This window comes from Nocardia sp. NPDC055321 (assembly GCF_053645575.1).
This window is the reverse complement of record NZ_JBSHMS010000002.1, coordinates 455,314-477,160: the sequence shown is the minus strand read 5'-3', so window position 1 is coordinate 477,160 and position 21,847 is coordinate 455,314. Positions and strand designations below refer to the sequence as shown.

Sequence of the window (21,847 nt, the reverse complement as noted above, 5' to 3'; positions counted from 1 at the left end):
GACCGCGATACTGATGTCGATCGACCGCACGCACGAGTTCCGAGGTGGAATGCCATGGTTCCCTGGACCACACTGGCCGGTACGCACGCCCCGGCCCTCGCCGCGGAGACCTGGGGTATTTCCGGGCCGACGTTCCTGGCGCTGTTCTGGCTGGCCGCGCTGGCGGGCGGAGTCTTCGTCATCGGGCAGCGCGTGCACCTCGCGCGCTCGCAGGGCGCCGCCGATCCCTATGCGGGACCGCTGAATCCGATCGAGACCGCGCTGCTGTTCGACGACCGGCGCGCGGTGCTCGCCGCCCTCACGTCCCTGCGCGGACGCGGGCTCATCGACTCCGCCGGCGTGCCCTGCCGCGCGGTCTCCACGCAGGAACTCGATGCGCTGGATCCGGTGTCGCGGGCGGTGTACGCGCATCTGCGCGTCTCGGCCGACCGCAAGGTACCCGCACTGCTGAAGGCGGCACGGGGCGCACTGGACGCGGTGCGGGTTTCGCTGGGCAAGCGCGGCTATCTGTTCGGCGACGACCAGCGACGAGCGCTGCGGCTGTCCGCCATTCCGCTGTGGGCACTGCTGGCGGTCGGCGTGCTGCGGTTCTTCGCGGGCCTGGACAATCACCGGCCGGTGATCTACCTCGTCATCAGTATCTTCGTGCTGCTCACGGCCACCCGGCTACTCGTACAGCCGCCCCGGCTGACCCGGCGCGGTCGGGCCGCCATCGCCGAGGCCACGCGCCGCAACGGCCATCTGCGCCCCGATCGTTCCCCCGCCTACGCCGCGTACGGCGCCGAGAGCGCGGCCGTGGCCGTGGCCCTGTTCGGCGCGGCCGTGCTGTGGAGCGCCGATCCCGGCCTCGCGGGCGCTACGGGCACGGTCAGCGCGTCGGGCGGCGACTTCAGCGGCGGCGGCAGCAGCTGCTCCGGCGGCGACAGCGGCGGCGGAAGCAGTTGCGGCGGCGGGGGTTGCGGCGGTGGCGGAGGCTGCGGCGGATGACCCGCCACGGCGACATCGGCATGCCGGGCGGCGACGGCGGTCCCCGCCACGGCGACGGACCGCTGCCGGCCGGAGCGATCGGGATCGGGTGGCGGCCCGAGATCTGCGGCATGATCGCCGATCTCGACGGGATCGGGTTCTGCGAGGTGATCGCGGAATCGTTGCGCGCCCCGGCGGGTAGGTGGCGGCGGCGGGCCGGGATCACCGTGCCGGACGAGCTGTCGGCCTTGATCGCGCGCGGCGTACCCGCTGTGCCGCACGGTATCTCACTCTCGCTCGGCGGCGCGGAGGCGGTCGACGAGCGGCGGGTCGCGCACCTGGCCGCCTGCGCGAGCGCCCTGGGGTCGCCGGTCGTGAGCGAGCACATCGCGTTCGTCCGCGCGGGCGGGGTGGAGGCCGGGCACCTGCTGCCGGTCCCCCGCACCCGGGAGGCGCTCGATGCCCTGGTGCGCAATATCTCCCGGGTGCAGCGGGAATTGCCCGTGCCGCTCGCGGTGGAGAATATCGCCGCGCTCTTCGACTGGCCGGACGCGGAATTCACCGAGGCGGAATTCCTTCGAGAACTCCTGGAGCGCACCGGGGTTCATTTGCTGCTGGATATCGCGAACGTCTACGCCAACGCCCGCAGCGGTTCTCGCGATCCGCTCGCGGAATTGCTGCGCCTGCCCGCCGAACGCATCGCGTACTGCCACGTCGCCGGTGGCCGGGAGGTCGCGGGCCGCTATCACGACACCCACGTGCACGCCGTGCCCGCCGAGGTGCTGGCCCTGGTCGCCGAATTCGCCCCGTCCCGCCCGGTTCCGCTGATGCTGGAACGCGACGGAAACTACCCGCCCGCAACCGAACTGCTCGCCGAGCTGAACGCGATCGCCGCGGCGGCTCGCCGCCCGGCGATCACCTCGCGGCCCGCGCCGCTGCCGACATGAGCGCCGGCAACGGGATTCCCGCCACCGGCACGGCCGCCGCCCGAGAACCGTCGTCCGAACTCGGGTCCGGTCTGCATGACCGCCGAGCCGAGGAACTCCTCGCCCCGGCAACGGGCGTCCCGGCACCATCGGGTTTCGACACGGCCGGCGACGATTCGGCGGATCGGACCGGCCCCTCGGGGGCGCCCGCTCCCCAGCCGAGCCTTGCCGAGCAGCAGGCCGCGCTGGTGCGCGCGCTGGTCGCGGGCGCGGCGGCGCCACCCGGCTTCGACGCCGCGGATCTGGCCGCCACCGCGCACGCGCTGCTGCACAAGCGGGCCGGTGAGGTGGCCGCCCGTTTTCCCGTGTTCGCGTACGCGTGCGGACCCGAGTTCACGGCCCGATTCCTGGAGTGGGCGGCCACCAGACCCAAGACCACCACCGCGGCCGACGCCGCGGCGTTCGCAGCCCACGTCGGCGTGCCCCCGCCGAAGACGGGCGGTCGTCGCCGATTCGGGCGATAGATGCATCAGTGCTAATGTTCGTATCTGTTTGCTGGAAGATGTCCTGATTCGTCTCGAAAGGGAAGTTCCATGACTCACGTTCTGCACAACGACCACGATCACGCGCACGGCGCTGCCTGCGGGCATGTTGCCGTGCCGCACGGCGATCACGTGGATTACGTCCACGACGGCCACCTGCACCGCGCGCACGACGGCCACTACGACGAGTGCGAGCCCTCGTCCCACGCCGAGCACGCCGGGCACACCCACGAACACGGTGAGGGCTGCGGCCATGTCGCGGTGCCGCACGGCGATCACATGGACTACATCCACGACGGCCACCGGCACGCCGCCCACGACGGCCACTACGACGAGCACTGACCGGCGTCGCCGGCTCGGATCCGCGCGGCTCGCGGATGCCGGGCGAGCGCGAATCGAGCTCTGCCCGCCGGTGATCCCGCTCACCGGGGCATGCTGAATTCATGATCGAAATCCGCACGGTGTCCACCGAACGGGAGCTGGCCGACGCGTACGCGGTCCGGATCCGGGTGTTCGTCGACGAACAGGGCGTGCCCCCGGAGCTGGAACTCGACGAGTTCGACGCGAGCGCCGACCACTTCCTGGCCCTGCTCGACGGGCGTCCGGTCGGCGCCGGCCGGCTCATCGTGCGCGACGAGGCGGGGGTGCTGGGCCGACTGGCCGTGCTGCGGGAGGCCCGCGGCACGGGTCTGGGCGCGGCGCTCGTACGAGCCATCGAGGGCCGGGGGCGCGAACGCGGTCTGCCCGCGCTCGAACTGCACGCCCAGACCCAGGCCGAGGGCTTCTACGAGCGGCTCGGCTACAAGGCGTACGGGGAGATCGAGATGGACGCGGGCATTCCGCACATCTGGATGCGCAAGTCGCTCACCGAGTCCTGATCCATCCCGGGCGGGATCCCGATCCGGATCGGTGGACGAGCGGAGGCTAGCCGTTGGTGGCGTCGGCGGGCTCGCACGCGTCGCGCAGCGAGCAGGAACCGCAGGCGCTGCCGCAGCCGCCGGGCTCCTCGGCCGGGGCCAGCGCGGCCAGCGCGTTGTTGGCCGCGTTCGCGCCCGCGCCCAGGGTGAACAGCGCGATGATCACCGCGACGGCGGCGACGCCGATGGCCGCGATACCGCCCGCGACCAGCACGACCGCACCACTGGCGGCGAGCAGGAAGCCGGCGGCCACCGAGGTCGGGGCGGCGATGCGATTGGCGAGGCGGTAGTTCTCCTCGGACTTGATCGCCTCGTCGGAGTGCACGCCGAAGATGCGATTCGGCGGCATGGTGCCGGTCCAGCCGAGCACCCCGGTGACCACGGCCACCACCGACAGAGCAAACAGAATCAACGCCACGACCGCCACGCGCCCCAATTTACCTCCGGCGGGTTCGCCGGGGTTCGCGACCCATCGGACGAGAGGGCGAACGAGACGGCGGTCACTGCCGGGCGGCGAACCCGCCGGATCGCGCCCGGTACGGCGGGGGTGCGAGGTTCGGACCCTTTTTGGGGACCGAGGTAGCCACGCTTTACCCTGGTGGCGGACCTTATCGGGGATCGGCTAGGTAAAGAAGGCAGGACCGTGCAGGACACTCCCGCAACCGACACACCCACCGCGACGGCGGGTGGGGGCAGCGATGTGCCCGCACACCGTTACAACGCCGACCTGGCCGGTCGCGTCGAGCAGAAGTGGCAGGCGGCCTGGCGCGAACGCGGCACGTTCCACGCGCCCAACCCGGTCGGCCCGCTGGCCGGCGAGACCCCGGCCGACAAGCTGTTCGTCCAGGACATGTTCCCGTACCCCTCGGGCGCGGGCCTGCACGTCGGCCACCCGCTGGGCTACATCGCCACCGACGTCTTCGCGCGCTTCCACCGCATGCGCGGGCGAAATGTGCTGCACGCCCTGGGCTATGACGCCTTCGGCCTGCCCGCCGAGCAGTACGCGGTGCAGACCGGCGCGCACCCGCGGGTGACCACCGAGTCCAACATCGCGAACATGCAGCGCCAGCTGGACAGGCTGGGCCTGGGCCACGACCGCCGCCGGTCCTTCGCCACCACCGATCCCGAGTACTACAAGTGGACGCAGTGGATCTTCCTGCGCATCTACAACGCCTGGTACGACGAGGGCATCGGCCGCGCCCGCCCCATCTCGGAGCTGATCGCCGACTTCGAGGCCGGCAGGCGCGCCGTCCCCGCCGACAACCGGGCCTGGGGTGAGCTGTCCCCGGCCGAGCGCAACACCCTGATCGACTCCTATCGCCTGGTGTACCAGACCGATTCGGTCGTCAACTGGTGCCCGGGTCTGGGCACCGTGCTGTCCAACGAGGAGGTCACCGCGGACGGCCGCTCCGAGCGCGGCAACTTCCCGGTGTTCCGCAAACGCCTGTGGCAGTGGATGATGCGCATCACCGCCTACTCCGATCGCCTGGTCGACGACCTGGACGAGCTGGACTGGCCGGACAACGTGAAGTCCATGCAGCGCAACTGGATCGGACGCTCGCGCGGCGCGCAGGTCAAGTTCACCGCGGGCGCGGACGTCATCGAGGTCTTCACCACCCGGCCCGACACCCTGTTCGGCGCGACCTACGTGGTGCTGGCCCCCGAACACGATCTGGTCGACCGGCTGACCGAGGCCACCTGGCCGTCCGGCACCGATGCGCGCTGGACCTTCGGCAACGCCGACACCCCGGCCGAAGCCGTTGCGGCCTACCGCAAGTCGATCGCCGCCAAGTCGGATCTGGAGCGTCAGGAGAGCAAGGAGAAGACCGGCGTCTTCCTGGGCTCCTACGCCACCAATCCGGTCAACGGCGCGCGCGTGCCGATCTTCATCGCCGACTACGTGCTGAGCGGCTACGGCACCGGGGCCATCATGGCGGTGCCCGGCCACGATCCGCGCGACTGGGAGTTCGCCTCCGCCTTCGGCCTGCCCATCGTGGAGGTGGTCGCGGGCGGGGATGTCTCCGAGGCCGCCTACGCCGGTGAGGGCACCCTGGTGAACTCCGGCTACCTGGACGGGCTGGAGATCGACGCCGCCAAGGCGAAGGTCATCGCCGAACTGGAGGCGAACGGCCACGGCCGGGGCACCATCCAGTACAAGCTGCGCGACTGGCTGTTCGCGCGGCAGCGCTACTGGGGCGAGCCGTTCCCCATCGTCTACGACGAGGACGGCGCGGCGCACGCGCTGCCCGAATCCATGCTGCCGGTGACGCTGCCGGAGATCGAGGACTTCGCACCGGTCACCTTCGACCCGGACGACGCGAACTCCGAGCCGTCCCCGCCGCTGGCCAAGGCCACCGACTGGGTGAACGTCACCCTGGATCTGGGCGACGGCCCCAAGCGGTACCGCCGCGACACCAACGTCATGCCCAACTGGGCGGGCAGCTCCTGGTACCAGCTGCGCTACGCGGACCCCACCAACTCGGAGGCGTTCTGCGCCAAGGAGAACGAGCAGTACTGGCTGGGCCCGCGCACCGCCGAGCACGGTCCCAAGGATCCGGGCGGCGTGGATCTGTACATCGGCGGCGTGGAGCACGCGGTGCTGCACCTGCTGTACGCGCGCTTCTGGCAGAAGGTGCTGTTCGATCTGGGCGACGTGTCCTCCAGCGAGCCGTACCGCCGCCTGTTCAACCAGGGCTACATCCAGGGCTTCGCGTACACCGACGAGCGCGGCGCGTACGTGCCCGCCGCCGAGATCGTCGAGCGCGACGGCAAGTTCTTCTGGACCGATACGACCGGCACCGAGATCGAGGTGTTCCAGGAGTACGGCAAGATCGGCAAGTCGCTGAAGAACGCCGTCTCCCCGGACGAGATGTACGACCTGTACGGCGCGGACACCTTCCGCTTCTACGAGATGTCCATGGGCCCGCTGGACGCCTCGCGCCCGTGGTCGACCAAGGACGTCGTCGGCGCGCAGCGCTTCCTGCAGCGCGTGTGGCGACTGGTGGTCGACGAGGAGACCGGCGCCGTCCGGGTCACCGAGGACGCGCCGTCGGACGAGGCGCTGCGCCTGGTGCACAAGACGATCGCCGGGGTCGACGACGACTACGCCAACCTGCGGGACAACACCGCGGGCGCGAAGCTGATCGAGCTGACCAACTACCTGACCAAGAACTACGGCGACGGCGCCCCGCGCGCGGTGGTCGAGCCGCTGGTGCTGATGCTGGCCCCCATGTCCCCGCACATCGCGGAGGAACTGTGGGAACGCCTGGGCCACACCGAGTCCCTGGCGCACGGCCCGTTCCCGGCCGCCGATCCGGCGCTGCTGGTGGCGGATTCGGTGGAGTACCCGATCCAGGTCAACGGCAAGGTCCGCAGCCGGATCAGCGTCCCCGCCGACGCCGATCAGGCCGCGGTGCAGGCCGCGGCGCTGGCCGATCCGAAGGTCGCGGAACTGCTGGGCGGCAAGGATCCCCGCAAGATCATCGTGGTCCCCGGGCGACTGGTGAACATCGTCGCCTGAGGACGTGACCATCCGATTCGGGCCCGGTGCGCGGTGCGCATCGGGCCCGGATCGTCCGTGCGGCAACGACATACATCGGAGTGGGCGCTAACCGGGCGGGAGCAGGACGTCGTTCAGGGTCACCATCGACAGGTTGCGCTCGCGGATGATCTCGACCAGCTGGTCGTAGCAGTGGGTCACGGCGGGCGCGTTGGCGTGGCCGATGATGATCGTCTGCGGGTTGAAATACCTGTGGGCGCACTCGATCAGGTACTGCTCGGTGATCACCCCGGAGTCCGAGAGCGAGCCGTACCACATGGTCGGGACCGTGTAGCCGAGATCGGCGGCCACCCGGTCGACGGTGGCGTTGTGGCGGCCGAAGGGCGGGCGATAGTACGGGGTGCCGTCCACGCCGAAATTGTCGCGCAGGAACCGCTTCGCCTGATCCAGCTGCGACGAGACCGCGCCGGCGGAGATCGCGGTCAGGTCGGCGTGATCCCAGGTGTGATTGGCGAGCTGGATCTGCCCGGACTCCACCAGTGGCCGCAGGGCGTCGCGGTGTGTGGTCCAGGAGTCGTAGTAGGCGGTCACGAAGAAGGTGAAGCGCGCGCCGGTGTCCCGGGCGAACCGGATGTACGCGCCGACGACCTCCGGGCTGGCGCCGTCGTCCACGGTCAGTGCCAGCGAGTTGCCCGGGCCGGGCAGCGCCGTGATGGTCCCGGCCGGGATCGCAGTCTTGGGCCCGCCGGGCGGCGGCAGCAGCCGCGGCACGACCGGGGCGGGCGCGGCCTCGGGCAGGGTGCCGCCCCCGGATCCGGAGTCGAGCAACGTGTCACTGCGTGCCGCGGTGCACCCGGTGAGGGCCACCGCGGTTCCGGCCGCCAGCCAGGTGAGCAGATGTCGTCGGTCCATAACTCCCCGGTTATAGCGATTCCGGGTGAACGAGTCACGTACATGACGCGAAATGATTCGAATCGAGAGGAAATCCGCCGCGGGTCGTCACCGTGGCACGGGTCGCAGGACGATCTCGGTCGGGTGCGCGTCACGCGGGAGCTCGATCGCGTTGCGCACCGTCCGCGCCACCGTCTCGGCGGTGAGGAACTCGTTCGGTTCGTAGGCGCGCTGTTCCCCGGCGATGATCTCGCGCTGCATGTCGGTGTCGATCCGCCCCGGGTGGATCGAGGTGACGCGCAGGTCCGGCTCCTCGAGGCGCAGCGCGTCGCCGAAGGCGCGCAGGCCGAATTTGCTCGCCGCGTAGACGCCCCAGCCGGCGTTGGCGCGCAGGCCCGCACCCGAATTGATCAGCACCACATGACCGTTCGCGGCACGCAGTGCCGGAAGCAGTAGCCGCGTCAGTTCGGCCACCGCGATCAGGTTGCCTTCCAAGGTATTCCGCCACTGCGCAACGGACGAATCGGCTATCGTTCCCAAGTCGGCGATTCCGGCATTGTGCACGACCACGTCCAGCCGTTCGATCGTTTCCGTCGCTCGCGCGACCGCGGGATAGTCGGTCAGATCGACCGGCCAGCCTGTGGCGCCGGGCAATTCGCGCAGGATCGGTTCCAGGGCCGCGGGCGTGCGGGCACCCACCAGCAGGCGGTGCGTGGGGGCCAGCCCCCGCGCGATGGCGGCGCCGAGCCCGCGACTGGCGCCCGTGATCAACGCGGTCGGCCGGTCTGTGCTGGTCTTCGCGGAATTCGCCATGCGAACACCGTAACCGGGCGCCCCCGCGCGGCGATGCTCCGGCTAGGCACACCACAGGTTCGAATCATGAGAAGGCGAACAGAGTGCATTCTGGCGTAGCGGAGCCGCCCTCCGACCATCCCGTGCGGCACGCCCACCGCGCATACCTGCGCGTTCCGTCGCAGAATAGGGCGATGACACATCCCGGTTTCACGCCGACCCAGCTCGCGGCCCGCGCCGCCTACCTGCTGCGCGGCAATGATCTGGGCACCATGACCAGTGCGGCGCCCAGACTGTATCCGCACATGTGGAGCTGGGACGCGGCGTTCGTCGCGGTCGGGCTGGCGCCGCTGAGCGTGGAGCGCGCGGCGCTGGAGCTGGACACCCTGCTGTCCGCGCAATGGCGGAACGGCATGATCCCGCACATCGTGTTCGCGAACGGGGTGGACGGGTACTTCCCGGGTCCCGCGCGCTGGGAGTGCCGCCGGCTGGCGGCGAACGCGCCCGACGGCCCGGACACCTCGGGCATCACCCAGCCACCGGTGCATGCCATTGCGGTGCAACGGATTCTGGATCATTCGCGGCGGCACGGGCGCAGTACCCGGGCCGTGGCGGAGGAGTTCCTGCAGCGGCGCTGGCCCGATCTCATGCGCTGGCATCGCTGGCTGGCCTACGCGCGCGATCCCAAACAGCAGGGCCGCATCACGCTGTATCACGGCTGGGAGTCCGGGATGGACAACTCGCCGCGCTGGGATCGCGCCTACGCCAACGTGATTCCGGGCCCGGACCTGCCGCCGTATGTGCGGGCCGACCGGCAGGTGGTCGGGGATCCCACGCAGCGGCCCAGCGATCGCGAGTACGACAGGTACCTGTGGCTGGTCGAGCAGATGCGGCGTTCGGGCTACGACGATTTCGAGCTCGCCTCCACCATGAGCTTCGCCGTCGAGGACGTGTTCGTCACCGCGATCTTCGCGCTGGCGTGCGATGTGCTCGCCAATATCGGCGAGGACTACAAGCAGCCCCTGGCCGACGTGCGCGAACTCTACGAGTGGGCCGACTACTTCCGGGCCGGGGTCATCGCCACCACCGACGCGCGCACCGGCGCCGCCCGCGACTACGACGTGCGCGCGGACGAGTGGATCGACACCGAGACCCTGGCGGTGTTCGCGCCGCTGCTGTGCGGCGGGCTGGGCCGGGACGCGGAACGCCGGCTGCTGCGCCTGTTCGAGGGGCCGCGCTGGTGCGGGCATCCGGACCTGCGCTACGCGCTGCCGCCGTCGACGTCGCCGGTCTCGAAGGACTTCCGCCCGCGCGAGTACTGGCGCGGCCCGGTGTGGCCGGTGATGAGCTGGCTGTTCTCCTGGGTGTTCGCCCGGCGCGGGTGGGCCGAGCGTGCGTTCATGCTGCGCGCGGAGGGCCTGCGGCAGGCCAGTGACGGGACGTTCGCCGAGTACTACGAACCGTTCACCGGTGAGCCGCTGGGGTCGATGCAGCAGTCGTGGACGGCGGCGTCGGTGCTCGACTGGCTCGGGTGACGGGGAGGTGCCGCCCGGACCGCCCGTGACCGGGCGGTCTGCCGCGCGCTTATAGCTCGGCCGAGCCCTCTATCAGCGAAAACGGCGGGATTGAGATTCAGCTAACAGTTGGCCGACATGCGGCCCGGTCGCTGGCCAGAGCGACGCGTCTCACATAGCGTCCGCTCGTATGGCAGGACGACACCGGCTGGCCCTGGCGGCCTTCGCCGCGACCGGCATTCTCGCGACAGTGGCCGCCGCCCCCGCGACGGCGGAGGTGAGCGGACCCGACGTCTCGTCCTGGCAGCACATCGACGGGCGCGGCATCGACTGGCACGCGGTCCGCGCGTCCGGCAATCACTTCGCCATGGTCAAGGCGACCGAGGGCCTGAGCTACGTGAACCCGTACTTCGTGCCTGACAGCCTGCTCATGCGGGCGGCCGGGGTGGCGCGCGGGACCTATCACTACGCCCGGCCCGCGCTCGCGCCCGAACCGCAGGCCGCCATGTACGCGGCGGTGGTGCTCGGCCAGAACGGCATGCTGGACCTGCCCCCGGTGCTCGACATGGAGGACTCGGGCGGGCTCTCCCCCGCCGCGCTCATCGACTGGACCCACCGCTACCTGAACACGGTGCAGGCGCTGACCGGCCGCACGCCGATCATCTACACGTACCCGAACTTCTGGCGCACGGCGATGGCCGATTCCCATGAGTTCCACCGCTATCCGCTCTGGATCGCGGACTACCGCGGCAACGAGGGACCCGAGGTGCCCGGCGGCTGGCCCGCCTGGACCTTCTGGCAGTACACCGACTCCGGCCGGATCCCCGGCATCGCCGCGGGCACCGACATCAACGTGTACAGCGGCGCCCAGGGCGATTTCGCGCGCTTCGCGAACATGCCGAGCTTCGGCAGCAGCTAGCCCCTGCCGGGCGTCCACTTTCGCACTCGCCGCTCACGGTGAAGCACCGCGGAAAGTGGGGTGTCGTGAAACCCCGTCGCGCAGCTCACGAAATCGCCGTCCACATCACGGAATTCGCGACCTGGACGGCCCGCCGACCGGTTGACGGCCGCGTGGGCGCTCATCGCGGTTTCCATCCGCCACTCGACTTCGAGCGGTGTTCGCCCCTGATCGGGGGACGGCCGAACGGGATCGGCTCCCGCTCGGCCGCAGGCGCTTACACGCCGATCTTGCCGTTCTTCTTCCACACCGCGACGACGGACGGGCGAGGCTGGCTCGTGCCGCCGTCGGGCCAGTGCGAGCCCGGGTTGTCGGCGCTGTGGCCGTCGAGCTCGCCCGGGTGCTGGACGCAGACCAGGACGCGGTCGGCGGTGACGACCGGGCCGCAGGTCTCCGCGCCGATGGGGACGGTCAGGAACTGCTTGGTCTCGCCGCGGCGCTCACCCTCGAGGGCCACCGAGAAGAGGCCGTCGTTGGACTTGAGCGCGTTGCCGTCGGTGGAGATCCACAGGTTGCCGTGCGGATCGAAGGCCAGGTTGTCGGGGCAGGAGATCGGGCTGACCTTGGTCTTGTCGAAGCCCGCGAAGTAGGTGTCGGCGGCCTTGGGATCGCCGCAGACCAGCAGCAGCGACCAGGTGAACGACGTACCCGCGTGGTCGTCGACCAGCTCCAGGATCTGGCCGTTCTTGTTCTGGTTGCGCGGGTTGGCCTCGTCGGCGCCGGCCTTGCCCTCGGTGCCGCGGTTGCTGTTGTTGGTCAGCGCCACGTAGACCTTGCCGGTCTCGGGGTTGGCCTCGAAATCCTCGGGGCGGTCCATCTTGGTCGCGCCGACCTTGTCACCGGCGACTCGGGTGAACACCGCGACCTCTTCGGCCGACATACCGTCGACCAGGGAGCGGCCCTTACCGTCCGCGCCGGTCTCCAGGATCGGAATCCACTGGCCCTTACCGGTGAAACCCTTGTCGGAGGGCACCTTTCCGGTGCCGTCGATCCGATCGGGATGATCGCCGGTCAGCTTGGCCACGTACAGCGTGCCCTGGGCCAGGATGCCCATGTTCGCCTGGCGGCTGGCCGCGGTGTTGCCGGGCTGAATCTTCTTGGCGGACACGAACTTGTACATGTACTCGAAGCGCTCGTCGTCGCCGGAGTACGCGACCACGGTGCCATCGCCGGTGACGTGGATGTTGGCGGCCTCGTGCTTGAACCGGCCCAGCGCCGAGTGCTTGACCGGGGTTCCGCTGGGATCCCACGGGTCGACCTCGACCACGTAGCCGAAGCGGTGCGATTCGTTGGGCTCCTGCGCCACGTCGAAGCGCTTGTCGAAAAGCTCCCAGCGGCGGGGCATTTCGCCCTGGCCCGCGCCCGGGTGGCCGAGGCCGTAGCGCTTGCCCATCGCCTGCAGGGTGGGGTCGGCGATCACCCCGGCGAAGTACTGGTTGAAGTTCTCCTCGCCGGAAAGCACGGTGCCCCAGGGGGTCACGCCGCCGGAGCAGTTGTTGAGGGTGCCGAGCACCTTCGCGCCGGTGGGATCGGCGGAGGTCTTCAGGAAGGCACTGCCCGCCGCCGGCCCGGTGACCTTGAATTCGGTGGTGCCGGTGATCCGCCGGTTGTACTGGCCCATGACCGGGGTCAGCTTGCCGCCGCCGCTCTCGCCCTTGACCTCGACCACCGAAAGCCCGTGCGCGGCAAGGGCGATCTCGACCTGTTCCTTGGTCGGGGTTCCGGGGGTGTACCCGGTGAACATGTACGGCTCGGTGGTGTATTCGTGATTGACCACCAGCAGGAAACTGCCGTCGCGGCCCTCGATGGGCAGCAGCGCGGCGAAGTCGTTGTTGAAGCCGAACTGCTGGGCCTGCGCCGCGGCGGTCTGCTTCGCGAAGTCGAACGCGGGCGCCCCGGGCAGCACCGGATCGCCCCAGCGGATCACCACGCCCTGGTCGTACCCCTCGGGGATCACCACCGCGTCCTGCTTGTTGGGCGCGATGGGTGTGAAGTCGGTGCCGATCCCGGTACCCGGATCCGCTTCGGCCGCACCGGCTTTGTCATCGCCGCAGGCCGCGAGCAGGCTGCCCGCCCCGACCGCGAGCACCGCGGCCGCGCTGCCCTGGAACAGGCGGCGGCGCGAGATGGCCGCGACGATGTCGCCGAAGTACGCGCCGTCGGAGGTGTTGGGCACCTCGTGGAAGCAGGCGTTGCCGCACTTGTACTGACAGGTGATGGAGGCGCGCGACGAGGCCCCGTCGTGCTTCACGAAAAGGGCGAGGGGTTTCAGGCTCACAACATGCTCCCGGGGTTGGACTGTCGCGCGCACGGTAACCAGGCCAGAAGAGCCGCAGAAGACAAGCAGATGAACGGACGACCAATTAGGTTGCCCTTAGTTAGCCGACGGGATGCGGGGCCGCCGCGTCAGACGACGGCCCCGCGTCCCGGATGAATTAGAGCACCTGCGAGAGGAACTGCCGCAGGCGCGGCGTGCTCGCGTCGTCGAAGAGCTCGTCCGGCGCGCCGGTCTCCACCACCAGCCCGTGATCCATGAACACCACCCGATCCGATACCGAACGGGCGAAACCCATCTCGTGGGTCACCACGATCATCGACATACCGCCGGCGGCCAAGTCGGTCATGAGTGCGAGCACGCCCTTGACCAGCTCCGGATCCAGCGCCGAGGTCGCCTCGTCGAAGAACATGAGCTCGGGCTTCATGGCCAGCGCCCGGGCGATGGCCACGCGCTGCTGCTGGCCGCCGGACAGCTGCGCCGGGCGCACGTCGGCCTTGCCCGAAAGTCCCACCGCCGCCAGCTGTTCCAGCGCCAGCTCGCGGGCCCGCTCCTTGTCCAGACCGCGCAGCTTGCGCGGGCCGAGCGCGATGTTGTCGGCCACGCTCAGGTGCGGGAACAGGTTGAAGTGCTGGAACACCATGCCGATGCGCTGGCGCAGCGCGTCCGGGCTCTCGGCCAGCACCGACTTCCCGTCCAGCGCGATGTCGCCCGCGGTCGGCTCGTGCAGCCGGTTCAGCACCCGCAGCAGCGTGGACTTGCCCGAGCCCGACGGGCCGATGACCGTGGTCGTCTTGCCGGCGTCGACGTGGATGTCCACGCCGCGCAGAATCTCGTTGCCGCCCAGCGTCAAACGCAGTCCGGTTCCGGTGAGCGAGGCACTCATGCTCCACGTCCTTCGGTGATCACGGCCTGTTCGACCGGCTCGGTCGGATCCACCCGGCGGCCGGTGCGCAACCGCCGGTCGATGTAGTTCACCAGGTGGGTCAGCGGGACCGTCAGCACCAGGTACATCAGGCCCGCGGCCACCAGCGGGGAGAGATTTCCGGTCTGCGCGTTGAGATCCCGGCCGACGGCGAACAACTCGCGCTGGGTGGCGAGCAGACCCAGGAAGTAGATGAGCGAGGAATCCTTGATGAGCGCGATGAACTGGTTCATGAGCGCGGGCAGCACCCGGCGCACGCCCTGCGGGATGACCACCAGCGTCATGGCCTGGCGGTAGCCGAAGCCGATCGCGCGCGCGGCCTCGAGCTGGCCCGGTTCCACCGATTGGATACCGGAGCGGAAGATCTCACCGATGTAGGCCGAGGCCAGCAGCGCCAGCGCCACCACGCCCAGCCAGTACGGGTTGTTGCCGGTGATGTTCTTGACCAGCGGGCCGACGCCCAGGCCGATGATCAGGATGATGACCACCGCGGGCAGGCCGCGGAACACGTCGGTGTAGACGCGGGCGGGCCAGCGCAACCAGCGGGTGCGGGAGATGCCCGCCACGGCCAGCAGCATGCCGATGACGGTGCCCAGCGCACCCGAGACCAGCGCCAGGATCAGGGTGTTGGGCAGGCCGGTCTTGATCAGATCCGGGAACGCCTTGCGATACAGCGACCAGTCGAAGAAGGTGTCCTTCAGCTGTTCCAGGGTGGATTTGGGCTGCACGGGCTCGTAGTCCCCGCCGCTGTCCCCGCGTTCGGCAGCGATCTTCGCGAAGTCCGGGAGCTGCGGCGCGGCAACGGCTTTGGAACCCGGCTTCCAGCCCGGCGGGATCTCGCGTGGCACCCAGTCCTGATACAGCCGCGCGTAGGTGCCGTCGGCGATGACCGCGTCCAGCCCGGCGTTGAGCGCGTCGGTGAGCGGGCGGTTGTCCTTGCGCACCGCCCAGCCGGTGTAGTTGTTGAGGCTGAAGGTGTTCTGCGCGATGGTGGCCGGATCGCCAGGCTTGATCGCGCCGATGGCCTGCTGCGAGGGCGCGACCCAGGCGTCGATCTGCCCGGTCTTGAGATTGGCGTAGGCGGTGTTGTAGTCCGGGAACTTCACCGGGTCCAGGCCGAGTTCGTTGACCACGTACTCGTCCTGCACGGTGCCCTGCACGACGCCGATCCGCGTGCTCTCGTTCAGGTCCGAGAATGCCTCGATACCACTGGTTTTCGGTACGACGAGGGAGAAGTAGCCGAAGTCGTAGCCGTTGGTGAAGCCGACCAGCTCGCGGCGGGCGTCGGTGCTGGTGATGCTCGAGGACGCGGCGTCGAAGCGGCCGTTGGCCACCTGGGCCAGCAGGCCCGAGAAGTCGGTGCCGGTGAACTCGACCCGCAGGCCGAGCTTGGCCCCGACCGCCTTCAGCAGCTCGTTGTCGAAACCGGTGAACTCGCCGGCGGAGTTCACGCAGATGCTCGGCGGGGCGTCGGACAGCGTGCCGACGCTGAGCTTGCCGGGGGTGAGCAGGCCGAGTTTGCTCGTATCGATGCGATCGAGCGGTTCGGTGGTGGCCGTCGTGTACTTGTCCGAGGCCGGTGACTGCTGCCCCGAGGCCAGATTCGTCGGGGCGGCGCTGGCGGCCGACAGGCCCGGCGGCGAACACAGATCACCACCGCCCGGGGCGGCGGTGCCGGAGCCCACACCGATAGTCGCGACCCCCGCCAGAGTGACCAGCAACACCCCCGCGACCGCAGTCACGCGAGATCGCCACCCGGGGCGACGGGGATCGGCTGTGCGCAAGCGAACCATGACTAGCCACCCTAGCGGCGCATGGTCGTCGAGCCAGAGTTGCAGTCCGGCGGAGTCCAGATGAATATCGGCCGCGAATCCGGGGTACCCCCGCGCGGGGTCCCCGGATCAGCAAACCTCAGGCGATGCCGGCGACGGACTCCGGATTGAACTCGTTGCGCCAGCGCACGGCCTCTTCCACCACGCTCAGGTCGTAGTCCGGGCCGCCGGTGCCGACGGTGAACAGGGTCGCGCCCGCCTTCACGAAATCGGCCGCCTTGTCCGCGCCCGGCCAGTCCACCGACTTCTCGATGGCGTTCACATCGGTGCCGACCTCGGCGCAGTGCTCGGCCAGAATGCCCGACTTGCGCTCGAGCACGTCGAGTTCGGCGAAGCTGTGCCAGATGTGCGCGTACTGGGCGACCAGGCGCAGCGTCTTCTTCTCGCCGCCGCCGCCGATGAGAATCGGAATCTCGCGCACGGGTTGCGGATTCAGCTTGGCCAGGCGATCGGTGATGCGGGCCAGGTAATCCTTGAGCAGCGCCAGACGGCTTCCGGCGGTACCGAAGTCGTAACCGTAGGAGTCGTAGTCCTTCTGGAACCAGCCCGCGCCGATGCCGAGCACCAGGCGGCCGCCGGAGATGTGGTCGACGGTGCGGGCCATGTCGGCCAGCAGGTCCGGGTTGCGGTAGCCACCGCCGGTGACCAGCGCGCCCAGTTCCACCCGCTCGGTCTGCTCGGCGACCGCGGCGAGCATGGTCCAGCACTCGAAGTGCGCGCCCTCGGGATCGCCGTACAGCGGATAGAAGTGATCCCAGTTGAAGACGATGTCCACCCCGGCGTCTTCGGACCGGCGCACCGCATCGCGGATGAGCCCGTAATTGGGCGCGTGCTGCGGCTGCAATTGCACTCCGATACGAACCGGTCGGCTCATGAACGCTCCTCGCCTCGGCAATCTCCTGGCCCGAACCGGCCGGGCCATGTCCGGATCCGAGGCTACCTTGATATCGTGCCCGGGCCCGGACCTCGAGGTCCGGAACCACCCCCTCTACTCGGATCGTCCGGCACGTTCCTGCCGGTGAAGGGATGTGCACCGTGGCAACGGTGACTTTCGATCAGGCCACGCGTTTGTATCCGGGCGGGGACAAGCCCGCGGTGGACGCACTGAATCTGGAGATCGCCGACGGCGAATTCCTGGTGCTCGTCGGGCCGTCCGGCTGCGGCAAGTCCACCTCGCTGCGCATGCTCGCCGGACTCGAGGAAGTGAGCACCGGGCGGATCCTCATCGGCGACAACGACGTCACGCACGCCGAGCCCAAGGAACGCGACATCGCCATGGTGTTCCAGAACTACGCGCTCTACCCGCACATGAGCGTGGCCGAGAACATGGGCTTCGCGCTGAAGATGGCCAAGGTGTCCAAGGCCGAGCGCGCCGAGCGGGTGCTCGAGGCGGCCAAGCTGCTCGACCTCGAGCAGTACCTGGACCGCAAGCCCAAGGCGCTCTCGGGTGGTCAGCGCCAGCGCGTGGCCATGGGCCGGGCCATCGTGCGCCAGCCGCAGGTGTTCCTCATGGACGAGCCGCTGTCCAACCTGGACGCCAAGTTGCGCGTGCAGACCCGCACCCAGATCGCGCAGTTGCAGCGGCGGCTGGGCACCACCACGGTGTATGTCACCCACGACCAGGTCGAGGCCATGACCATGGGTGATCGCGTCGCGGTGCTCAAGGACGGGCTGCTGCAGCAGTGCGCCTCCCCGCGCGATCTGTACCGCAACCCCGCCAACCTCTTCGTGGCCGGGTTCATGGGATCGCCGGCCATGAACCTGTTCACGCTGCCGGTCGAGCAGGGTGCGGTCGCGCTCGGCGGCTACCGGTTCGGGGTGCCGCGCTCGGTCGTCGAGGGCACCTCGGGGTCGGTCGTGGTCGGTATCCGGCCCGAGCACTTCGAGCCCACCGGCAACGGCGGGGGCGTGGCCATGGAGGTCGACGTCGTCGAGGAACTCGGCTCGGACGCCTACATCTACGGGCGCACCATCGGCGGCATCGGCGCCGGGGAAACCATTGTGGCGCGCGCGGATTGGCGTAACCCGCCGCCCAAGGGCGCGCAGCTGACGCTGAACGCGGGGGCCGAGCACATCTACTTCTTCAACCCCGAGACCGGCGCGCGGCTGAACTGAGCCGCGGCACGGATTCCGTACGCGAGCAGCGAGAACGGCGTCGTCCCTACTTCCGGGGACGGCGCCAGTTCTTGTTGACGCGGACCCGCAGATTGTCCAGGGGCACTTCGGTTCCCGAGTCGGTGATCAGCGCGACGCGCACCGGTTCACCGGTGGTGTCCTCGAGCCGCTCCAGCGGGGGCGTGCCGTCCTGCAGGTACTCGTCACCCCACTGCCACAGCGCGACGACGGCGGGCAGCAGGTCCGCGCCCATGCGGGTGAGGACGTATTCGCTGCGCGTGCGTTTGCCCTCCTCCTGATACGGGCGTTTCTCCAGCAGGCCCGCGTCGACGAGTTTGCGCAGGGCGGTCGAGGCCGCGGCGTCGGTGATGCCGACGCGGCTCGCGAAACCGTCGAAGCGGCGGGTGCCGTAGTAGGCCTCGCGCAGGATCAGGATGGCCGAGCGGGTGCCGATGATGTCCATCGCCTTGGCGATGGAGCAGCCGTCGGGCTGCCACGCGCTCAGATCGGCGAGCGGTCCTTCCAATACGACAGACATGGCACACATCATACAACTCTGACTTGCCTCCACTATGGCCAGCTCGTAATCTGACTTTATCGACATATAGTCAGGTACCCCGCGAGGGGCTCCGAGAAGGACATGCCATGAGAGACGCAGTCATCGTCGAAGCGGTACGCACTCCGATCGGCAGGGGTAAGGCCGACGGCGGCCTGCACTGGGTACATCCCGCCGACCTGTTCGCGCACAGCCTGCGGGAAGTGGTGCGGCGCAGCGAGATCGACCCGGCGCTCATCGACGACGTGATCGGCGGCGTGGTGACCGCGGTCGGCGAGCAGGGCAGCAACCTCACCCGCCGGGCCGCGCTGGCGGCCGGATATCCCGAATCCGTGCCGGCGACGACCGTGGACCGGCAGTGCGGGTCCAGCCAGCAGGCCATTCACTTCGCCGCGCAGGGCGTGATCGCCGGGGCGTACGACATCGTCGTGGCGGGCGGCGTGGAATCCATGAGCCGGGTTCCCATGGGCGCCAACATGATCGGCGCCGAGGACGTGAGCGGCGCCGGGTTCGCCGAGCGCTACCCAGAAGGGCTCGTGCCGCAGGGCATCAGCGCCGAACTCATCGCCGCGCGCTGGGGGCTCACCCGCGCACAGCTGGACGACTTCGCGCTCGCCAGCCACGAGAAGGCGGCGCACGCGACGAAGAACGGGCTGTTCGAGAGCCAGCTCGCGCCGCTGAGCGGGCTCGACGCCGACGAGGGCATCCGCGTCGGCAGCACGGCGGACACGCTGGGGAAGCTGCGGCCCGCGTACTACAGCCCGGAGATGGCGGCCCGCTTCCCGCAGATCGGCTGGAACATCACCGCCGCCAACGCCAGCCAGATCAACGACGGCAGCTCCGCGGTGCTGATCATGACCAGCGAGCGCGCCGCCCAGCTCGGGCTGCGCCCGCTCGCCCGCCTGCACAGCTTCGCCGTGGCCGGCGACGATCCGCTGCTCATGCTCACCGCGGTGATCCCCGCGACGCGAAAGGTGCTGCAGCGCAGCGGTCTCGAGCTGTCGGACATCGACCTGTTCGAGGTGAACGAGGCGTTCTCCTCGGTGGTGCTGGCCTGGGCCGCCGACACCGGCGCGGATATGTCCAAGGTCAACGTGAACGGCGGCGCCATCGCCCTGGGCCACCCCCTCGGCGCCTCCGGCTCCCGGCTGGCCACGACCCTGGTGCACGCCCTGCACGAGCGCGGCGCGCGCTACGGCCTGCAAACCATGTGCGAGGCGGGCGGATTGGCGAACGCCACGATCTACGAGCGCCTCTGAGTCGGACGCGGCCGCCCGCCCCGGGTTCCGGGGCGGGCGGTCGGGCTTTCACGGGTCAGCGGGTCACACGCTCACGAGCGAGCGACCCGGTCGCTGGTTCACAGCCGGGTGAGCGGTCGCGGCGCACGGCGGGTTCGGGCGGGCGGCCCCTCACAGCGATACGGCGACGACGGCCGCCAGCAGCCCCAGCAGCAGCGCCTCGGCCATGAGCGGAAACGCCAATATGGCTGTCCGCCAGGCGGGCTGACGCAGCCGAACCGCGCGCAACACCCACAGCGGCACCACCATGAGCGTGACCGCGATCCCCGCCCACCCCACCGCGTAGGCGTACGGCAGGTACCGGGTCTCCCCCGTCTCCCGCGCGAGCACCTCGTACTTGGGCACGACCCCCACCGCCACCCACGCGCAAGCCGCCGCGAGAACGTAGATCACCACCGCGACAACGACATCCGCCCGCCGCACCGGCGGTCGCCAGTAGTCCGCCATACCCCGGATTTCCCGCCCACCCCACCCCCGAAACGCCCATTTCCACCGTCGCCCGATGCGAAGCGTCCGCGCCCGGTCCGGTCCCCGCTCCGGAAGCTCATTCCGCCGAAGGGTCGGTGGGCGCCCGCTCCGTCGACACCCGCACCTCTCGGCACCGATAGTGACCGAGCCGGTGAAGATCGAGGCGGGATGCGACGACGGCTGCCGACAGCGGAAATCCCGGCGGGGCATGGAGATCGAGGGTTCGCCCGATGCCGCAGGGTGGGCGACCTCGGCGCACCACCTTCGGCCCGCCACGATGGAGCGCCGGGGCGGTGACGACCCGTATGGCAGGACAGAGTCCCTGCGGGGCTGGGAGTGCCACCACCACTGTGGGCCGGTGGCAGACCTCGGGCGCTACAGCTGCGCCCGGATCTCACCGTGTTCGGAGTCGCACGCACGCCCCGGCAGCATTTCGTCACCGTAGTCGAGTGTCAGACGCGCGCTCCAGGTTCCCCGAGGGGCTCGGACCGGTGACGCGCCGGCGCGATACCTTCGGCCCGCCGCAGCGATCGGCGCCCGGGCGGTGACGACCGGGCAGGATGCCCCGGCGGGGCGGGGATTTCGGGTCAGTTGACGGCGCCGCCCACCAGGAAGTGGCCTATCGCGCCTGTTATCGCGATGATCGGGAGGGCCAGGGCGGGGTAGATCCAGGCGCGGCGGCCGGTCATGGCGGCAACGGCGGTCAGGATCAGGGCGGCTACCAGGGTCAGGGAGAGGCCGCCGCCGCCGATCAGCAGGCCCCAGAGGCCCTGGGCGGGTGGGCGTTGCACTATGCACTCGACGGTGAAATCGCGCTTGGCCGAGCAGCGGTTCTTGACCAGGTCGAAGAACTTGCCGAACAGGTCGTAGGACCACAGGGCGGCTACCACCAGGTTCACCAGGTAGATCGCGCCCGCCAGGAGGAGATCCTTGCGGCGGGTGGGGGCCGCCTTCGCGGATGTGCTGGTGTTCGGGGCAGGGTCGCCCTGCCCGGCGGGGGTTCCGGCGGGATCGCCTGCGCCGCCGGGGTTTCCGGCGGGGCCGTTCGGGCCGGACGGGATGTCGTATGCCTGGGTCGCGCCGTCGTAGGGGGAGAAGGCGGGGGTCGCTCCGGTGTCCGGGCCGAACTTCCCGGCGGGTCGCGCGTCGCCGCGCGGACCGGCGAACGCGGGATTCGCGCCGGTGTCGGGGCCGCCGAAACCGCCCGGGCGGGCATCACCGCGACCGCCGGGCACGGCGGGGTTCGCGCCCGTGTGCGGGCCGCCGCCCTGGGGCGGAATCGCCCGGCGCACCGTCGGGGACGAATCGGCCGGACTCTGCGCCGGGTTCGGGCCGCCCTGTGGCTTGGACATCACGGGCGCTTCCGGACTCTG

The 21,847-nt window shown here is 69.9% G+C and carries 20 protein-coding genes; 10 read left to right on the top strand and 10 right to left on the bottom strand.

The features are described 5' to 3' along the window. Positions 1–54: 54 nt before the first annotated feature. From ACWIGI_RS04720 to ACWIGI_RS04700, 5 genes are all read left to right on the top strand, one after another. Positions 55–987 carry a TIGR04222 domain-containing membrane protein gene (locus tag ACWIGI_RS04720; RefSeq protein ID WP_454200973.1) on the top strand — a complete coding sequence of 311 codons (933 nt, stop codon included), beginning with the start codon at positions 55–57 and terminating at the stop codon, positions 985–987. A 20-nt stretch (positions 988–1,007) separates the two neighbouring features. Beyond that, positions 1,008–1,913, top strand: coding sequence for a DUF692 domain-containing protein (locus ACWIGI_RS04715; protein ID WP_454201034.1), 906 nt, complete (start codon positions 1,008–1,010; stop codon positions 1,911–1,913). After that, the gene (locus tag ACWIGI_RS04710) at positions 1,910–2,416 is read left to right on the top strand and encodes a hypothetical protein (protein ID WP_454200972.1); all 507 of its coding nucleotides are present in this window, start codon (positions 1,910–1,912) and stop codon (positions 2,414–2,416) included. Before ACWIGI_RS04715 ends, ACWIGI_RS04710 begins: the two co-directional genes overlap by 4 nt. A 69-nt stretch (positions 2,417–2,485) precedes the next feature. Next, entirely contained in the window at positions 2,486–2,776 is a 291-nt protein-coding gene (locus tag ACWIGI_RS04705) for a hypothetical protein (RefSeq protein WP_454200971.1), read from the top strand. 101 nt (positions 2,777–2,877) lie between these two features. Further along, positions 2,878–3,312 (top strand): GNAT family N-acetyltransferase, encoded by a 435-nt coding sequence (locus tag ACWIGI_RS04700; RefSeq protein WP_454200970.1) that lies wholly within the window; start codon positions 2,878–2,880, stop codon positions 3,310–3,312. Between the two features lie 46 nt (positions 3,313–3,358). Here the strand turns inward: ACWIGI_RS04700 and ACWIGI_RS04695 are convergent, their stop codons facing one another. Continuing rightward, positions 3,359–3,778: an SdpI family protein gene (locus ACWIGI_RS04695; RefSeq protein ID WP_454200969.1), complete on the bottom strand. Its 420-nt coding sequence runs from the start codon at positions 3,776–3,778 to the stop codon at positions 3,359–3,361. Between the two features lie 216 nt (positions 3,779–3,994). Here ACWIGI_RS04695 and leuS point away from each other — a divergent pair, with 216 nt between their 5' ends. After that, positions 3,995–6,871: a leucine--tRNA ligase gene (gene leuS / locus ACWIGI_RS04690; RefSeq protein ID WP_454200968.1), complete on the top strand. Its 2,877-nt coding sequence runs from the start codon at positions 3,995–3,997 to the stop codon at positions 6,869–6,871. Positions 6,872–6,958: 87 nt separating this feature from the next. On the opposite strand, the gene ACWIGI_RS04685 is transcribed toward leuS, so the two are convergent. Continuing rightward, positions 6,959–7,762, bottom strand: coding sequence for a polysaccharide deacetylase family protein (locus ACWIGI_RS04685; protein ID WP_454200967.1), 804 nt, complete (start codon positions 7,760–7,762; stop codon positions 6,959–6,961). A gap of 87 nt (positions 7,763–7,849) precedes the next feature. Continuing rightward, a complete protein-coding gene (locus tag ACWIGI_RS04680; protein ID WP_454200966.1) occupies positions 7,850–8,554 on the bottom strand; it encodes an SDR family oxidoreductase in 705 nt (234 codons plus the stop codon). Between the two features lie 173 nt (positions 8,555–8,727). Here ACWIGI_RS04680 and ggh point away from each other — a divergent pair, with 173 nt between their 5' ends. Continuing rightward, complete coding sequence (ggh, locus tag ACWIGI_RS04675) at positions 8,728–10,068, top strand: glucosylglycerate hydrolase (protein ID WP_454200965.1); 1,341 nt, start codon at positions 8,728–8,730, stop codon at positions 10,066–10,068. Between the two features lie 169 nt (positions 10,069–10,237). Further along, positions 10,238–10,966 carry a glycoside hydrolase family 25 protein gene (locus ACWIGI_RS04670; RefSeq protein WP_454200964.1) on the top strand — a complete coding sequence of 243 codons (729 nt, stop codon included), beginning with the start codon at positions 10,238–10,240 and terminating at the stop codon, positions 10,964–10,966. A gap of 256 nt (positions 10,967–11,222) precedes the next feature. Here ACWIGI_RS04670 and ACWIGI_RS04665 read toward each other — a convergent pair whose 3' ends face one another. From ACWIGI_RS04665 to ACWIGI_RS04650, 4 genes are all read right to left on the bottom strand, one after another. Next, positions 11,223–13,283 (bottom strand): PhoX family protein, encoded by a 2,061-nt coding sequence (locus ACWIGI_RS04665; protein ID WP_454200963.1) that lies wholly within the window; start codon positions 13,281–13,283, stop codon positions 11,223–11,225. Positions 13,284–13,440: 157 nt separating this feature from the next. Next, positions 13,441–14,166, bottom strand: a complete 726-nt coding sequence (locus ACWIGI_RS04660) for an amino acid ABC transporter ATP-binding protein (protein WP_454200962.1) — start codon at positions 14,164–14,166, stop codon at positions 13,441–13,443. Continuing rightward, positions 14,163–15,998: an ABC transporter substrate-binding protein/permease gene (locus ACWIGI_RS04655; protein WP_454200961.1), complete on the bottom strand. Its 1,836-nt coding sequence runs from the start codon at positions 15,996–15,998 to the stop codon at positions 14,163–14,165. The genes ACWIGI_RS04660 and ACWIGI_RS04655 overlap by 4 nt, the downstream gene beginning before the upstream one ends. A 118-nt stretch (positions 15,999–16,116) precedes the next feature. Beyond that, entirely contained in the window at positions 16,117–16,911 is a 795-nt protein-coding gene (locus ACWIGI_RS04650; protein WP_454200960.1) for an LLM class F420-dependent oxidoreductase, read from the bottom strand. A 161-nt stretch (positions 16,912–17,072) separates the two neighbouring features. Here ACWIGI_RS04650 and ACWIGI_RS04645 point away from each other — a divergent pair, with 161 nt between their 5' ends. Continuing rightward, positions 17,073–18,152, top strand: a complete 1,080-nt coding sequence (locus tag ACWIGI_RS04645; RefSeq protein ID WP_454200959.1) for an ABC transporter ATP-binding protein — start codon at positions 17,073–17,075, stop codon at positions 18,150–18,152. Between the two features lie 46 nt (positions 18,153–18,198). On the opposite strand, the gene ACWIGI_RS04640 is transcribed toward ACWIGI_RS04645, so the two are convergent. Beyond that, a complete protein-coding gene (locus ACWIGI_RS04640) occupies positions 18,199–18,690 on the bottom strand; it encodes a winged helix-turn-helix transcriptional regulator (protein WP_454200958.1) in 492 nt (163 codons plus the stop codon). A gap of 107 nt (positions 18,691–18,797) precedes the next feature. Between ACWIGI_RS04640 and ACWIGI_RS04635 the strand changes: the two genes are divergently transcribed. Further along, positions 18,798–19,967, top strand: a complete 1,170-nt coding sequence (locus ACWIGI_RS04635) for a thiolase family protein (RefSeq protein ID WP_454200957.1) — start codon at positions 18,798–18,800, stop codon at positions 19,965–19,967. A gap of 150 nt (positions 19,968–20,117) precedes the next feature. On the opposite strand, the gene ACWIGI_RS04630 is transcribed toward ACWIGI_RS04635, so the two are convergent. Both ACWIGI_RS04630 and ACWIGI_RS04625 read right to left on the bottom strand, forming a co-directional pair. Then, a complete protein-coding gene (locus tag ACWIGI_RS04630) occupies positions 20,118–20,453 on the bottom strand; it encodes a hypothetical protein (protein WP_454200956.1) in 336 nt (111 codons plus the stop codon). A 608-nt stretch (positions 20,454–21,061) separates the two neighbouring features. Next, complete coding sequence (locus ACWIGI_RS04625; RefSeq protein ID WP_454200955.1) at positions 21,062–21,826, bottom strand: hypothetical protein; 765 nt, start codon at positions 21,824–21,826, stop codon at positions 21,062–21,064. Positions 21,827–21,847 lie beyond the last annotated feature (21 nt).